The following is a 16616-nucleotide window of genomic DNA, read 5'->3' as shown; positions in this document are numbered from 1 at the left end:
TACCCAATGTTACTTTGATATCAATTAATGTCTATCAATTACATTTCAAATCTGGTACCAAAACAGGTACCAAATTTTTACAATTTTTAACTTATGATCTGTAACCTATTGATTTTACTATGCCGCTGCGCAGAATCGAACTGCGGACCTTTTGATTACGAATCAACTGCTCTACCGACTGAGCTACAGCGGCGTATGAAAAGTATACTTAAGTTTAGTGATGATGCAACAGCTCATAATGGTTATTATTTTGTCCTTATCTAAAACAAGTATAAAGTTGTTTGGTTATTAATTTTTATTGAAAAATAAAATGAACTTTTTTAATGACTTCTTACGAATACTAATTATGGATGCTCGGACGTTGGTTCATAATAAATTTCACCAAATTAGCAAAAAAATATTCAAATAGATAAAAAATGATTTATAATAATGCGTTGAGCCAGCTTTTATATTATTAGAAGAAAAAATTAATGTAACATAAGAAATATTTTTCTGCTTTTTTAATTGAGAATAGTTTTAAATTATTGCAGATGAATATAACATAGCGTCACCCAAAACCATGGCAACCTGTGAGAAATAAACAGCTCGTGAAAAATAGTACAGTAGAAACAGAAAAAACCGTTAAAGACAGTGGCTATAGTCGCCGATTAAAAGATCGCCATGTGCAGCTTATTGCATTAGGTGGGATTATTGGCTCAGGCTATTTTTTAGGTACAGGTGAGGTTATAAACTTGGTTGGTCCATCTGTATTTTTAGCTTATATATTAGGCGGTTTAATCATTTTCCTAACTATGCTGTGTATGGGTGAACTTGCTGTAGCTATTCCTATATCAGGTTCGTTCGTTACTTATACCGCTGATTTTATATCTCCATCAGTTGCTTGTGGTGTAGGATGGTCATATTGGATTAGTTGGGTAGCCTATATCCCTGCTGAATGTGTGGCGGGGGGAATAATTATGGAAATGTTTACCGGAGTGAATGGCTATATATGGGCTATTTGTTTTGGTTTACTGATTACCTACATTAACCTTGCAAAAGTAGATACTTTCGGTGAAATTGAGTTTTGGCTAGCTTTAATTAAAATTTTAGCTTTATTTGGCTTTGTTATTTTAGCAATTTTAATTTTCTTTGGCTTAATCCATGGCCCAGAGTCCAATGGCATAATTGGAACTAGGTATATTATAGGTGATGGAGGTTTCCTCCCTAATGGAACCATGCCATTGTTAACGGCGATGGTTCTCTTGCTTGTCAATTATCAAGGATCTGAAATTATTGGTCTTGCTGCTGGAGAATCAGAAAACCCGGCGAGAATGATTCCGCATGCGATCAGAAATGTTACTTTAAGAATTCTTTTTATCTACATTATCCCAGTATTTTGCTTGGTATTAATCTTTCCTTGGCAAAAGGCGGGGTTATCAAATTCAGTATTTGCTGATGCGCTCAACTTCTACAATCTAAAATGGGCCGGTGCAGTAACCAGCTTTGTGACCCTTAGTGCAACATTATCTTGCGCTAATTCTGGATTTTACGGCACAGTACGGGCTTTGAACGCCTTAGCTCGTGATGGAATGGCACCCCATACCTTTGCAAAATTTAATGAAAACTCCGTACCTCAAAATGCCATTATTGCCACATTAATAACCATTTGGATCCTTTTAGGTGTAGGTTATTTTTTTGGACAAACAAAACTTTATATTGCCCTACTCCTGGTGTCTGGTTTTACTGGCACCCTTGCCTGGATTTCTTTATGTACATCCCAAATTCGCTTTAGAAGCAGGTTATATCAAGCAGGATATACTACAGAAAATCTGCGCTATGTAACTCCTTATTCACCTTATACAGGTATTCTTGCAATCGTACTTATGTTTATCGCTTTGTTTTTCCTAGTACTTAACAAGGATCCCACATATAAACTCGCTTTTTATATTGGTACAGTTAGTTTTGTGATCCCCATAATAATCTATAAAATCTTTGACCTGTCGAAGAAAAGGAAAAAAGCATTACATTTAAAAACTAGAGTTAAATTCCAAGATCTATTTCCTCCAGTTTGATTGGTTTTGCTAGAAATATGATAAAACTCGAAGTAAATTATTCTTAGTTAATAATTACTGATTTTATTAAATAATGGCTTGAGTATATATGAAGGGAACTCATAGCAGTAAGATTGCAAGACACAGTCGTTTAAAAAACCTCAATAGCCGCTGGCCAACTTGGCTTGCTCTTATCATTATTGCATTACTTTATGAAGCGTTACCCAAAATATTTTATTGGGGCCCCAGAGGCTTACTACTTGGCTTGGTAAGCATACTTCTGATTCCACTAATCATTACCCTATGGAATAATAACAATCGTATTAATCACTACCTTATCTTGGCGGTTAATATTCTCATTACGCTCTATACAGTCATTTCAGTAAGCCGCTTGATTCTTGCTACAATTCACGGACAAATTGGTCCGAACCACTTACTACTTTCTTCAGTTATCTTATGGACAACTAATATTCTTGTTTTTGCATTATGGTATTGGAGTTTAGATGCAGGAGGCCCAGTACAGCGAGAATTAAAAGAAAGTGCAGGCTCAACTGCATTTTTATTTCCTCAAATACAACTTTCATTAACACAAACGATTGGAATATCCAAATCCCTAAAAAACTGGACGCCCAATTTTGTAGATTATTTGTTCTTAGCTTTTAACACCACAACAGCCTTTTCCCCAACAGATACGCCTGTATTAACCCGCTGGGCTAAGTGTATGACCATGCTCCAAGCTCTTATCTCATTAACCATTATATTAATGCTTGCTGCGCGCGCGGTTAATATTCTGAACTCTGGTTCAAGTTATTTCGTCTCATAGAGATTAGAGCATCTCTAGACTAATGTAATTTTTGCCCATTAGGTACTTTTGGATCAGTGGTAATCAAGCATATAGCTCCATTCTCATCTGAAAATCCAACTAATAAGAATTGTGAAATAAAACCTGCAACGTTTTTTTCGCCTAAATTAACACATCCTACTACAGAACGTCCTAATAAAGATTCTGGAGTGTAATGTATCGTAACCTGTGCGGAAGTTTGTAATATCCCAATATGCTCACCAAAATCAACCCATATTTTATATGCTGATTTTTTTGCGCGTGGAAACTCTTCAACCCTAACAACCGTACCCGAACGCAATTCTATTTTTGCAAAATCATCATAAGAGACTATCATTCCAAACCTCTTGCCCTTAGTACTAAAAATTAAGTTACGTCTACTTCACAAATAAATTCAATTAAAATACTGTCTCCAGAACCGTTGCATGTAGTTCGGGAACTAAACTTCTTAATAAAATAAGTAACTCATCTTCCTGGTTTTCCTGGCACGCATTATTCAGTAAGTGCATTGTTTGCATTAGTTCATCCCAGTTTAATTCACGAAACTTTGCTTTGAATAATTTTTCATGCTCTGTTGAATCCAATTGCTCTGACTCATGGAAAAGCTCCTCAAACAATTTTTCCCCTGGACGTAAGCCTGTATATTCAATCATGATATCTTTTCCAGGCTCCTTCCCAGCTAAACGGATCATTTGTTCTGCCAAGTAGCTAATTTTAACTGGCTCTCCCATGTCTAGCACAAATATTTCACCACCTTTTCCATTAACCATAGCCTGCAAAATTAACTGACATGCTTCTGGTATAGTCATAAAATATCGTTGCATATCAGGATGAGTCACCTTTATTGGGCCACCACTTTGCAATTGTTTTTGGAATAGTGGAACCACACTTCCGGCGGAGCCTAAAACATTGCCAAAGCGAACGGTAATGAACTGAGTCTTTACCCTAACATTCAAATTCTGGCAAAAAATTTCTGCAACTCTTTTAGTGGTTCCCATAATATTGGTGGGGTTTACTGCTTTGTCAGTGGAAATCAAAATAAATTTTTCAGTATCTGCCGCCACACTTGCTTTTGCGACAATCTGTGTTCCTAGAATATTGTTCACAACGGCAACACGTATTTGATTTTCCAGAAGAGGAACATGTTTGTAAGCTGCAGCATGAAATACAATTTCAGGAGAATAATCGTTAAATAATTGCTTAATTGCTATTTCATCAGTAATGTTGACTAATTTAAGCTGCAAAGGAATATCGGGGAAACTGTGCTTCAACTCAAGTTCAATTTGATATAAATTAAATTCGCAATTTTCAACAATGACCAAGCTTTGAGGTTTAAGAGCTAAAATTTGCCTGCATAATTCAGAGCCAATTGAACCTCCTCCTCCAGTTACTAGTACTCTTTTCTCAGAAATTTCCGCGATTAACTTGTCCCATTGCAAATTAACTTGCTCTCTGCCTAATAAATCCTCTATATTTACAGGCCTCAAAGCATTCACTTCTACTCTGCCAGAGGCTAAATCATTAAGACCAGGAAGTGTACTAAAAGGAACTTTACTCTCTTCGCAACAGGTAACGATACGCCGCATAATTGAAGAGCTTGCTGATGGAATAGCAATGAAAATCAAATCAATCGCATACTCTTGAACTCGCATGGTAATTTGGCTAGTAATGCCCAGCACTGGAACCCCATGAACTTCTAAGCCTTTTTTCGATAGATTATCATCAATAAAACCAATCGGTTTGTACTGATTGCTCCGTTTTAAATCCCTAACTAATCCTTCTCCAGCCATACCGGCACCCACTATAAGTACTCGTTTTATTTCTGCTGGCTGAGTCCCCCTAGCGCGTCGGTCCCAATAAATTCGCCTCAACAATCTGGCACTGCAAAGAAAAGCAGTTAAGATAACGCAGTACAAAGGAAATATAGAACGAGGCAACTCATGAAGAATTGAGGTTAAATATAAAACAGGAATAGCTATTGTCGTAGCAGTCAAAGAGGCTTTTAATATTCGAATAACATCGTTTAATGAAAAAAACGCCATAAACCACGATATGTTTTAAAATAGAAGTAGCAAGTCACTTGAATGACGGTTAACAAAGCCAATGCATAAAAAGAATGTGTAGACGTAAGCCGTTCTGGAAAAGGCTGTAAATTATATCGTAACCAATATGCGGCATACCAAGCTACGGGAATTGCAAGAAGATCATTCAGAAGAACGGGTGATTTTATATACAACCTCTTCAAAAAAATTTTCACAATTTCGATCATATAATAATCCTTCTGAACTCATTTGTGAGCAAGAGATAGTACATCAGGTTTATCTTTATAACATTAAAAAGTTGCTTTTTATAATGGAAAACTCTAATAAATAATTTATTTCCTAATCGGCAAAATATCAGAAGAGTTTGTATATATTTCATAACGATAAATTGAGTCAGGGTTATTGGCCATATAAACTTTGCTTAATGTATAATTATTTTGCTCATTTAACAATTTTTTTAAGCATACATCACTAGGTGTATATATTACTTTCCCTTGCTCAATTAATGAGGTCAAAATAATAACTGCTGGTTTTTTATGCAAAATATTGTTGCAAAATAACTCATGCCTAAGTTTTTCAGGGTAATGTGCCATTGATAAGTTATTTAAGCAATATGAATCAATAAAATTTAAATGACTCAAATAAGGGATTAAGCCACAATCGGCTAGAACAACCGAAGCCCCCATAGGAGTATGATTATTTAACCAATCTACTACCTGAATGCGTAACTGCTCGCCGCGAATGGGATTTTGAGAAAAATATCGATAATCTGCCAGGCTCATTTTCGGTATAAAAAAAAGCACTATTGAAAAATAAACCAAATAAAAAAACGTATTAAAAACAAAGTCTCTTTGTTGCCAAAAAGAATTGATTAAAATGCTAATTCCTTGTAACGCTAAAGGAAGGAGTAGTACAAATGCAGGCAAGAAAAGACGATTATCAAAAGCAACTACAGGGTCTGAATTTACCAATACTATTAAATAAAAAATACTTGGTAACCATAAAAAATAATGTCGTTTCCCCTCAGACTTAATACAAGCTGGAAGGGCAAGCAGCGCAAATGGCCATATCAGTTTTATGTAGTTCCTATCTAAAGTTACAGTAAAAATATTCGACAATCCTTTACAATACACTGAATTAGGAAAGAGAAATCCGAAATAAGTAAGTCGCCATAAAAAATAAGGCCCATAAAATAGAACTAGAGTGCAACAAAAAAGAAATACTCCTTGCCAATAATAGTTTACTTCTTTTTGAGGTCTATCCCAGCATAACAAAATAAAAAATAAGACCATTAAGGCTGGAGCCTCAGGTCGAGTCATCCCCGCAAGTGCAAGAAATAATCCTGCAAAAATAAAGTACTTCTTTTCTGATTTGCCACGAAAATCAGGAAATAACTGGTACCCCATCCCTCTGAAACAAAAATATATCGCTCCACAAATAAGTGCTTGGTAAACCGCTGTTTCCAAGCCACTGATCGCCCAGATAATTTGCCCCTTATAAAACAATAAAGCCAAGCCAGGTAAGAGTGATTTTCGTCTAGAAAACCAAAATCGAGCGATTAAGTAGATAAAATAGCAGGTAAAACAAAGTCCTATTAATCCTGCTATTTTTAAAGCAATAATTGGATCCCCTTTTAAAAGGAGTATTAAAGCCCCAAGAGCAACAAAAAGAAAATTTGAATAACCCTCTACTGGAGGGGCATTCATGTTCCACAATAAGCCTGTGCCATCAGCCCAATGCCTCGCATAACGCAACGAGATATACATATCATCAATAGTGAAGGGCCAAATCGCTTGGATTTGTAAAATCAATAAATAAAAAAATAATAAAATGAAAATAAAATCACACCAACGCAATTTCGATTTCATTGAGCTAGTGCCATAAAAGTTAAAATAACAAAACACCAAAGATTGATTCGTGATAATCGATCATGTAAAAAAACAATTACAGGATCGTCATTTTCAATGTCTTGCATTGCCAGCCAAGCAAAGCGCCATAACGCGATTGCAGCAAAAGGCACAGTCAACATGAAATAAAATGATTGATCTCTTGCATAAATAATATAAAAAACATAAGTGAGAAAACTAGCAACGCCGATAGTGACTATTAGCCAATGAAGCATTAGAGGATTATATTTCTTTAATACCTGACGTGTTGTATGTTTTAGACCTAACTGCATTTCCATTCTGCGTTTATTTAAAGCAATAAAAAGACTCACTAGCGTTGCAGCAACTGTAAGCCAAACAGAGATGGTTAAACCAATACCTGCCGTACCAGCTAAAACCCGCAACATGAATCCTGCAGCGATACAAAGTACATCAATAACAGGAATCAACTTAAAAAGATGGTTGTACGCAATATTTATTACTAAATAAACGCAAAGAATAATTGCTAGTTTCTTAGAAATTAACCAACCTAAAGTAAGCCCGACCAGTAACAGCAAAAACAGCATAAAAATTGCCTCAGAAACTGTAATTTTCTCACTTGCTAATGGCCTATGTCGTTTATGAGGGTGCAAGCTGTCTTCGGTTCTATCTTCAATATCATTATAAATATATACAGCACTGGAAATAAGGCAAAATGCTAAAGTAGCTAACAGTGCGGGAATAAAATATCCTGAGATAGGAGTATAACAAAATCCCAGCATCACAAACGCACCTTTAGTCCAATGTGAGATGCGAAGCAGCTTAAACAAATGTTTAAGACTTTCTTTGAGGTTTACCTTTTGCGTGTTGTTTATCAATTCACTTACCTTTCATAAAAAACTTAGTTTGATGAACAATACTATAGTCAATAAATTAAAAGTAACACAATCTGAAAAAAAAGCATCATTTCAATGGTTTAAACTCTAAATAAACTAAAAACCTTCAATTTATTACGACACTTTAGTAAAAAATAATCAAATAACATTGCATTTATACAATTTAGAAGTAAGATAAATAGTTAATGGAACAATACGTACATTTACGTACTTTACCAAAAGGACGGGGAACATTATGCACTTTATTCTTACACCAGGAAATCTTGCCAAATTCGATAACATACGTAAAGTTTATGAAACTGAAAAGCATGTTGATCTCAACGCAAAACCTTCACTAATCGGCACACCTATCTTTTTTGGTGGAACTGATGTCATCAGTAGAAACAAACAAGTTTCATTTTTGGAAAAAGTGAATGCGATTCTTAAAATTCACCTGATAAGCGAAGAAGAAATTAAAACACCGCAACAACGTCAAGTTTATCTCATTGCGGCACGATTCATGGTTGCAGCCTGTCTTTATGTGCAGTCTCAGATTAATAGCTCAAAAAGAAACTCTGCTCTATATCGAATCATCGAAGACAATTTAGGAATAAGCTCTGAAAACTTCTTAGATGATGAAGACAAAGAAACATGCTGTTTAACAGCAACACGACTGATTAAAACACCCAGTGCGTTTGAGCATTCTAATGCAACATTACAGAAAAAAGGAATAACACCATTTACTGAGAAAGAATGGGAACAATTCTCAACATTTTTAAACGAAATGTGTCATAAAAAAGAAATAAAAGATCCATCTGCAAGCTTCCCAACTATATCACTTACTCAGCCTTTATTCGGAACAGCCTTTTCCTATGTTGGGGCAACTGTTGGTGTAGTATTGGCAGAAGGAGTGAGTAACTCAACCTCAGCAATCAGTCCGCGCGTGCAATTAACTGCCCTCGTTGGAAGTACTTTATTAGTTTTCAGTCCCGCAGGAACTACTGGCGTTGCTCTTTTTGCACCAGTCATAGCGACGAAGCTTCTTACTTCTTTTTGCACTATCAGTCTAGCCCATGCCATGAGTAAAGCTGCAGGATATTTGGGGCAAGGAGTAGGCATAGGAGTGGGGCTTCCATTTGATATTGCTTATAATCTGCTGTGGTCCGTTTGCTCTTTGATTGGTCGTTACTACAGTAAGACACCCCAATTTGCAGTTATAGACGGAATACGTATTGTGGATGGTGCCACAATCATCGCAGGGATTCCGATTCAACTTGTACCTGAAAATGCATTACCTACTGGTTGTACCAAAAAAACTCTTGAAATTACCGAAGAAGGTGAAATTCACATTGAAGGTGAAGAAGTGCAAGACACACCGATGCAGATCCCTCCCGAAGTCATTGAAGAGCTCAACAAACAAATTGTCCTTTACACCCCAAATAAAGGAGGTATAGAAATAAAACAATCAGACAGTAAAGAACCCATAATCACTGAACCTGATGAACTTGAAGGACTATCCCTAATCTAAAATAAAAAACAGTTAAATCATAAGGTCAGAGTTAATACTCCGAAGATTTAACTGCTTTTTAACCTTAAGTGAAATCCATTATTCATAAAACCCGAAAACACTTTAAAGCGCGCCCAGGCTACCAATTAAGGACGATTATCAATTTCCTTGCGCTGGCTTGGTAGAAAATCTTTTCTATCCAGCCCCATGGCTACAGCTAAAGCTCCAGCCACATAGATGGATGAATAAGTACCAATAAGAATACCAATGATCAGTGCCAAAGAAAATCCATGTATGGCCTCACCTCCATAAATAAATAAAGCAAGCACGACAAACAGAGTCAACGTAGAGGTCATAATAGTTCTTGAGAGGGTCTGGTTAATCGAGATATTCATAATTTCAATAGACGTAGCACGACGAATTTTAACAAAATTTTCACGTACTCTATCAAAAACTACAATCGTATCATTCAATGAGTATCCAATTACTGCTAATAATCCAGCCAATGCCTTTAGATCAAATTCGACACCGAAAAAAGCAAAAATTCCCAAGATCAAAACAGGATCATGTACTAGTGCAACGGCAGAACTCACAGCAAGTCGATACTCAAACCGCATTGCAATGTATATCATTGTTGCTAATAATGAAACAACAACCGCTAATGCACCTTTAGTTGCCAACTCCTGCCCTACCTGAGGACCTACAAACTCAACTCGTTGTTTGTTTGCACCTGGTAAAGCAGTCATTACTTGGTCGACCAAACGCGCTTGTTCTTTGTCTTCTCTTGGAGCAATACTGATTAATACATCTTTAGACGTACCATAACTTACAACCTGCGCTTCTTTAAATCCGGCCTTAGCCAGGTTTTCTCGAATTGAGGGTAAATCAGCTGCGGAAGAATAAGAAACTTCAATTTGAGTTCCACCCGTAAAATCCAGTCCCCATTTCAAACCATGAATGGTCAAAGCACCAATAGAAAGAACAAAAATCAATATAGAGAACATTGCCGTCCAACGACGAGCCCCCATAAAGTCCACGTTTGAATTTGGATTAAAAAATTCCATCTGAGCCTCGTCTTTAAATACCTATAGATAGTTTTTTTACGGTTCTGCCACCATAATACCAATTTACAATTCCACGGGTATAAGTAATACCTGTGAGCATGGAGGTTAATAATCCTAATGAAAGGGTTACCGCAAATCCACGCACAGGCCCTGTACCCACTGCAAAAAGAATAATTGCCACAATTAGGGTAGTTATATTTGCATCAAGAATGGTTGAAAAGGCACGTTCATATCCAGCATAAATTGCTGCTTGTGGTGACAAGCCATGTCGCAATTCCTCTCGAATACGTTCATAAATCAGCACATTCGCATCTACAGCCATACCTACCGTCAATACAATTCCAGCAATACCTGGAAGTGTAAGAGTTGCATCAATTATAGATAATAAAGCACTCAGCAAAACCAGATTAAGTAATAAAGCAACATCTGCTATGAACCCAAAAAAACGATAATAGAACAGCATTAAAATTAAAATTAAGCCCATACCTACTTCGAGAGAAATGATACCTCTGCGAATATTTTCTTTTCCTAAAGTGGGGCCTACAGTACGCTCTTCTATAGGATAAATTGCTGCTGGTAACGCTCCTGCTCTTAACAGTAAAGCCAAATTGCTGGCTTCTTTAGAATCAGTAAGCCCTGTAATTTGGAAATTATTGCCTAAAGCATTTTGGATCACAGGTGCGCTAATAACACGCTCTTCACGGTGGGTAATTCTCTTTTCAACGCCATTGACGGTTTGTATGTTATTTTTAGTTTCAACATACACAATCGCCATACGTTTACCAATATTCTCACGAGTCACTTTAGTAAACAAACTTTCACCGCCTCCGCCAAGTTGTATTTGTACTGCTGGCGTTGCCGTTTGCTGATCGTAGCTAGAAACCGCAGAAGTGATTGAATCGCCACTAAGAACTACTTGCCTCTTTAGTAAAATAGGATATCCATCCATCATCAACAATTTATCATTGACAGGAACAACTCCAGTTTGTTTGGCAATTTGTGGATCATTATCTTGATCTACTAAATAGAATTGTAGGGTTGCAGTACCTCCAAGAATTTGCTTGGCACGTGCTGCATCCTGAATTCCTGGCAAATCAACAGCCACCCGAGTAGCTCCTTGTTGTTGCACTACTGCCTCACCCACCCCTAGTTCGTTCACTCGATTACGCAAAATACTCATTGTTTGCTCAATGGTATTTTGTCGCATCGTGTTTAATTCGGTAGGAGAAACTGATGCCATGATTCCATTATTTGTTTTACTTTTTACAAAAACAAGATCCGGTATTTTATCTTTTAAACCTATAAAAGCATTATCTCTAGATTCAGCATCACGGAAACGTAAATCAACACCTTTATCAGGTATAAAACGTATGCCAGTATAACGAATACCTAGCTCACGTAGCTCCTGACTGATGTTTTTCATGATTCCTTCATAGCGACGACTAATCACACTTTCCACATCAACTTCTAATAAAAAGTGCACTCCTCCTCTAAGGTCCAGACCTTGCTTCATCGGCGCAGCATGAATCGCATCCAACCAGCCTGGGGTTGAAGGTGCTAAATTTAAAGCCACTGTGTACTGGGATCCTAAAGCATTTTTAATAGTGTCACGAGCTAATAATTGAGCATCAGTAGATGAGAAAACTACTTCAACACCTTCGTTTTGAACAACCAGAGATGTATAGTGCAGTTTGTCCTTATTTAATATATTTTCTACCTGATTTTTTAATTCATCATAATCTACTGGTGTTTCAGATGATATTTGTACCACAGGATTTTCTGTATACAAATTAGGTATGGCGTAAACTAACCCAACTACTGCTATGACAATCAGCATCAGGTTTTTCCATAAAGGATATTTATTTTGCATTTTCCGTGTACCTATGACTTTTTAAAGAGATTTTAAAGTACCTTTTGGCAATACAGCACTCACCGCGCCTCGTTGTAAATTAATCTCTACACCTTCTGCAAGACTGATTTTGATGTATTGCTCATCTAAACTAACTACTTTAGCTAGTATTCCCCCTGAAGTGATGATCTCGTCACCTTTTTTTAACTTGCTTACTAAATCACGATGCTCTTTTGCTCTTTTGTTTTGTGGTCTAATGAGCATAAAATAAAACAACACAAAAATAGCGGCGATCATAATGAGTGAAAAAGTTCCATCTGCTTGGGGTGCTGGTGCAGCGCCAGCCGCAGCCATAGCATCGCTAATAAAAAAACTCATACTATCTCCTTTAATCTACGATTGATAATCGCGTGACATCATATAGCGAATTGCGCTCAAGGTAAATGAATCAAAGAGGAAATTAAAACAGTTTTTCATAATATTACCTTCAATTTTCTACGCTATAATTTCAGGTAACAGTTTAAAAAGGGATATAAATGAGCAATCTGATGCTTGTTCTTCTGTTATTTATAATGAACTACCCTATATCAGGGTATACATTAGATGAAAAAAATTTTGATAGTTCTAAGCAATCAACCATTCTCATTATAAAAAAAGTTCCTCTTGTTATTCATGGAAAAAAAACTGAAGTATTTAAAATTGAACAACCCGATGGAACTTGGGGTTATAAAGGGATAAAGGGACAATACTTTGATGCTGTGGTTAAAAATACGACCAATCATCCCACAGTCGTTCATTGGCATGGATTAATTCTGCCTAATGCAGAAGACGGTGTTCCCTATGTCACGCAGCTACCAATACCCCCACAAGGAGAGTATCACTATCGTTTTAAATTAAATCAGTCAGGAACTTATTGGATGCATTCTCATTTTGACTTACAAGTCCAGCGCTTTCTTTCTGCTCCATTTATCATTTATGAACCACATGAAAAAAATAATGAAAATGATGTGATTTTGTTTCTCAGTGATTTTAGCTATAAAACTCCTAAAACAATCTTATATGAATTAAAACACAAAGGCACTCCATCTTTAATGAAGACGAAAGATATGGATAAAAAATCAAAAACAAATACGATGACGATGACGATGACGATGACGATGGAGAAACATACGTCAAAACCTGATTTAAATGATGTAACTTATGATGCCTTTTTAACAAATTATCATAGTCTTTCCAATCCAGAAGTATTCTCAGTCCACAGTGGAGAAGAGGTTCGTCTCCGCATTATCGACGGAGCTGCAATGACTAATTTTTTTATCAATCTGGGAAAACTTCAAGGCAAAGCAATCGCTGTTGATGGGCAACCTATTAAACCAATTTCGGGAAACCAATTTCAGCTTGCTATAGGACAACGTATTGATATTCTTATTAAAATCCCTAAAGGTGAAGGAGCATATCCCATTTTGGCTCAGGGAGCCGGAACCCAAATGCAAACAGGATTAATTTTGGCTACTCCCAATGCACCCAAAATATCAGTGCCCGAAAAAGCAGCCACCGTTGCTGGGGGACTAAATAACGAACAAGAGTTCAAAACGCATGCCTTGACCCCTCTTTCCCTAAAAAAACCCATGCAAACATTAACTGTCACTTTAGAGGGTGATATGATAAATTATGTTTGGAAAATGAACAATCAGGCTTGGCCCGATATTACTCCACTAGGTGTTGATAAAAACAAAAGAACAGAAATAGTTTTAATCAACAAAACGGGAATGCCCCACCCAATGCACATACATGGTCATTTTTTCGAAGTTACAGAAATTGATGGTAAAGTACTTAAAAACGGCCCCATGCGAGATACCGTTTTAGTTTTGCCTCATTCTACGGTCAAAATTCAATTTGATACTGATAACCCTGGCAATTGGATGTTTCACTGCCATATGCTCTATCATGAAGCGACTGGAATGATGACTTTTATCAATTATAAGGGCATTAAAGTACCAGACTTTAAAAAGGATGCTTTTCATCAATGAACACGTTTTAATAAGCCTCGAAGCAATATAACTTCATCAGGTACCTCCCCCACATCTCGATAATGAATTGACGCCATGAGCCAAATGATAGACAGCAAGAAACCCAGCCTCCTTTAATAAGATTACCGCTCGTTGACTTCTGCGGCCTGACTGACAATAAATCAGGATAGGATCTAAGGGATTAAGCTCATTCAAACGCATGGGCAATTCAGCCAAAGGAATTAATCTCCCACCTAAATTTTTATCGCTGTGTTCCTCTGCTGTACGAACATCCAGCAATAATATCCCTGGATTTGCTTCTAAAAAAGGGGCCAAATTCTCTGCTGAGACTGTATGCTCATGATTCAACTCAATACACAATCCAAAATCACGTTCATTCAGAGTCTGCCCATAAACACAAAATGGGCATTCTTCATTTTTAGTAAGTTGAATACTTTTTATATCCATAGTTAGAAAGTCGATACATAGCAATCGATTCAGTAATGAAACACCACTAGCAGTAATCCATTTAATTATTTCTGTTGCTTGCAAAATACCTAATAACCCAGGAAGTGTACCTAAAACACCACCAGTCTGACAATTTGCGCCCGTGTCAGGAACAATCGGAAATAAACAATGTAAACATGGATTTTTTTTTCCATGAAATAAAGAACAATGTCCCTGGAACTGATAAGCACTTGCATAAACGTAAGGCTTTTCGAGACGATAACAAGTATCGTGAACCAAATAGCGCGTATAAAAATTATCAGAACAGTCTGCGACAAGATCGTATTGAGCAATAATTTCTTCAGCATTATCTGCGGTTAAACGAAACGCATAAGAGTCAATCTTAATATTTGAATTTAACTCCTGTAATTTCGTTTCTGCAACAACAGCTTTTGCCTTGTAAATATCCTTTTCTTGATAAAGAATTTGGCGATGCAAATTAGCTTCTTCAATAAGATCATCATCGATAATCCCTATAGTCCCAACTCCTGCACCAGCAAGATAAGTCAGTAAAGTAACTCCTATTCCTCCAGCACCTACGCACAATACTCTTGCATTTTGCAGTTTTTCTTGTCCAAGAATACCTATTTCTTCTAATTTAATTTGCTGAGTATATCGTTTTAACTCAGGTAAAAAAGACATTTTAGTTCCTCTTAACATAGTAAATAGTTTAACAAAACTAAGAAAATCAGAGAACAAAATAAAAGATCGTTTTTAAATTTAAGAAAGATCTGTAAAGTAAAAACATAGATCTTACTAAAATCAACATCCAATTCCAAATAGGAATGGGTTAGTTTAAATACTCCATTGCTCTTAAGAATTCAATCATATCTATTCACTAGAATAACTCAAAGACTTTTAGAGCCTATTACAATTCATTGCCCTATATCTCATATTTTACGTACAGAATGTAGATAAGTGGTCATTGTCAACTGCTCCAAAAGAAATCGCTGCTTTAATAACGATTGGAGAAAACATAAAAATGAAAAACGAACAAAATCAGCAAAATATTTATGGGATATTAGGAATAACGCCTACTGATAATTTTACCATAGTAAAAAAAGCCTATATTAAAAAAGCGTTAAACACTCACCCTGATAAAAACCCTGGTAAATCTGATGAAGAATTCAAAATACTACAAAACGCCTGGGAACAAATAAATAGTGAAGCAAAACTTCAATTATATTTTGAACTTTATAAGCAAAACAAAACTCATGAATTTGATGAAAAATTAAATGAACATTTTTCTCAATCTCCATTCACTTCAGCCCCAGATAAAAATGAACAAGCGAATACAAACTTTTCCAATGCTCTAAATGAATATCGTTCTGGTGATGTTGATGTTTTTATCCCAGTACCATTTGCTCCTTCTGGTATACCCGGACTAAGCAATGCCCGAGTTCATCTTTCTCTTGATCCTAAAGAACAAGAAGAGAACTTAGAAAATATCAGGAAATTTATTGTTAACGCAAATAATGGTTTTTATCAGGTTGGTGTGACCTATAAAGAAGCCGTGGATATTGTCAATCAACATGGCCATAACAGTATGACACTCATTGTTCGACTCAGACTACCTATAACGCGCTTATCAAATGTCAGAGCTTCAGAGCAAGAACTTGTTGGTCCATATATATTAAATGCACATTCAGATAATAAATATTTTACGTTGCAGCCTAATACGGTCATTCACAAGGAAGATATTCATACAGTACAACCTATGAGTTTGAGAGAGTACCATAATTCAATTCGCTTTATGCACTCTTTAGAAAAAGCAGGTTCTCGCAGCGAAGCAATTTATAGTGAAAAACCTGTTGCGTTCTATGACAAAAATCAAAATAAAAATGCATTAGAAAATGAAAAACTAACCCTTTCTTCACATAGCCTAACGGGGTTTCATGTTCGTGATAATATTCGTGCGGGTTTGAATTGGTTATTTTTCTCTTCCTCATCATCAAGCCCTTCTTCTAAAACAAATACTGAAGAACAGAAGTCAGAAAGAAATAATTACCCTTTTAAACAATAAATAA

General features: G+C 36.3%; 12 protein-coding genes, 1 tRNA gene and 1 pseudogene. 5 read left to right on the top strand and 9 right to left on the bottom strand.

What is annotated here, in order from left to right:
- Nucleotides 1–120: 120 nt before the first annotated feature.
- Nucleotides 121–193 (bottom strand) — tRNA-Thr (locus EL220_RS04645).
- Between the two features lie 394 nt (nt 194–587).
- Between EL220_RS04645 and EL220_RS04640 the strand changes: the two genes are divergently transcribed.
- Both EL220_RS04640 and EL220_RS04635 read left to right on the top strand, forming a co-directional pair.
- The gene (locus tag EL220_RS04640) at nt 588–2051 is read left to right on the top strand and encodes an amino acid permease (RefSeq protein ID WP_027270655.1); all 1464 of its coding nucleotides are present in this window, start codon (nt 588–590) and stop codon (nt 2049–2051) included.
- Nucleotides 2052–2139: 88 nt separating this feature from the next.
- Nucleotides 2140–2853, top strand: a complete 714-nt coding sequence (locus EL220_RS04635) for a membrane protein (protein WP_027270654.1) — start codon at nt 2140–2142, stop codon at nt 2851–2853.
- Nucleotides 2854–2872: 19 nt separating this feature from the next.
- On the opposite strand, the gene EL220_RS04630 is transcribed toward EL220_RS04635, so the two are convergent.
- The 4 genes and pseudogenes from EL220_RS04630 to EL220_RS04615 all read right to left on the bottom strand — a co-directional run bounded on the left by EL220_RS04630 (nt 2873) and on the right by EL220_RS04615 (nt 7656).
- Nucleotides 2873–3208 carry a tRNA-binding protein gene (locus EL220_RS04630; protein ID WP_027270653.1) on the bottom strand — a complete coding sequence of 112 codons (336 nt, stop codon included), beginning with the start codon at nt 3206–3208 and terminating at the stop codon, nt 2873–2875.
- A 61-nt stretch (nt 3209–3269) separates the two neighbouring features.
- Nucleotides 3270–5140, bottom strand: a pseudogene (locus EL220_RS04625) (polysaccharide biosynthesis protein).
- Nucleotides 5141–5245: 105 nt separating this feature from the next.
- A complete protein-coding gene (locus EL220_RS04620; RefSeq protein ID WP_027270651.1) occupies nt 5246–6781 on the bottom strand; it encodes an ArnT family glycosyltransferase in 1536 nt (511 codons plus the stop codon).
- Complete coding sequence (locus EL220_RS04615; RefSeq protein ID WP_027270650.1) at nt 6778–7656, bottom strand: decaprenyl-phosphate phosphoribosyltransferase; 879 nt, start codon at nt 7654–7656, stop codon at nt 6778–6780. Before EL220_RS04615 ends, EL220_RS04620 begins: the two co-directional genes overlap by 4 nt.
- Nucleotides 7657–7909: 253 nt before the next feature.
- On the opposite strand from EL220_RS04615, the gene EL220_RS04610 reads away from it, so the two are divergent.
- A complete protein-coding gene (locus tag EL220_RS04610) occupies nt 7910–9181 on the top strand; it encodes a hypothetical protein (RefSeq protein ID WP_027270649.1) in 1272 nt (423 codons plus the stop codon).
- Nucleotides 9182–9306: 125 nt separating this feature from the next.
- Here EL220_RS04610 and secF read toward each other — a convergent pair whose 3' ends face one another.
- The 3 genes from secF to yajC are packed head-to-tail and all read right to left on the bottom strand — an operon-like array spanning nt 9307 to nt 12451.
- Nucleotides 9307–10224, bottom strand: a complete 918-nt coding sequence (gene secF / locus EL220_RS04605; protein WP_027270648.1) for a protein translocase subunit SecF — start codon at nt 10222–10224, stop codon at nt 9307–9309.
- Between the two features lie 13 nt (nt 10225–10237).
- Nucleotides 10238–12094 (bottom strand): protein translocase subunit SecD, encoded by a 1857-nt coding sequence (gene secD / locus EL220_RS04600; protein ID WP_027270647.1) that lies wholly within the window; start codon nt 12092–12094, stop codon nt 10238–10240.
- 21 nt (nt 12095–12115) lie between these two features.
- The gene (gene yajC / locus EL220_RS04595; RefSeq protein ID WP_027270646.1) at nt 12116–12451 is read right to left on the bottom strand and encodes a preprotein translocase subunit YajC; all 336 of its coding nucleotides are present in this window, start codon (nt 12449–12451) and stop codon (nt 12116–12118) included.
- A 158-nt stretch (nt 12452–12609) separates the two neighbouring features.
- Between yajC and EL220_RS04590 the strand changes: the two genes are divergently transcribed.
- Nucleotides 12610–14103: a multicopper oxidase family protein gene (locus tag EL220_RS04590; RefSeq protein WP_027270645.1), complete on the top strand. Its 1494-nt coding sequence runs from the start codon at nt 12610–12612 to the stop codon at nt 14101–14103.
- A gap of 36 nt (nt 14104–14139) precedes the next feature.
- On the opposite strand, the gene EL220_RS04585 is transcribed toward EL220_RS04590, so the two are convergent.
- Nucleotides 14140–15231 (bottom strand): ThiF family adenylyltransferase, encoded by a 1092-nt coding sequence (locus tag EL220_RS04585; RefSeq protein WP_027270644.1) that lies wholly within the window; start codon nt 15229–15231, stop codon nt 14140–14142.
- A gap of 340 nt (nt 15232–15571) precedes the next feature.
- Here EL220_RS04585 and EL220_RS04580 point away from each other — a divergent pair, with 340 nt between their 5' ends.
- Nucleotides 15572–16612, top strand: coding sequence for a J domain-containing protein (locus tag EL220_RS04580; RefSeq protein ID WP_027270643.1), 1041 nt, complete (start codon nt 15572–15574; stop codon nt 16610–16612).
- Nucleotides 16613–16616: the final 4 nt, after the last annotated feature.

This window comes from Legionella sainthelensi (genome assembly GCF_900637685.1).
Classification (GTDB): Bacteria; Pseudomonadota; Gammaproteobacteria; order Legionellales; family Legionellaceae; genus Legionella; species Legionella sainthelensi.
The sequence above is the reverse complement of the archived record's forward strand: the minus strand, read 5'-3'. Positions and strand labels throughout refer to the sequence as shown.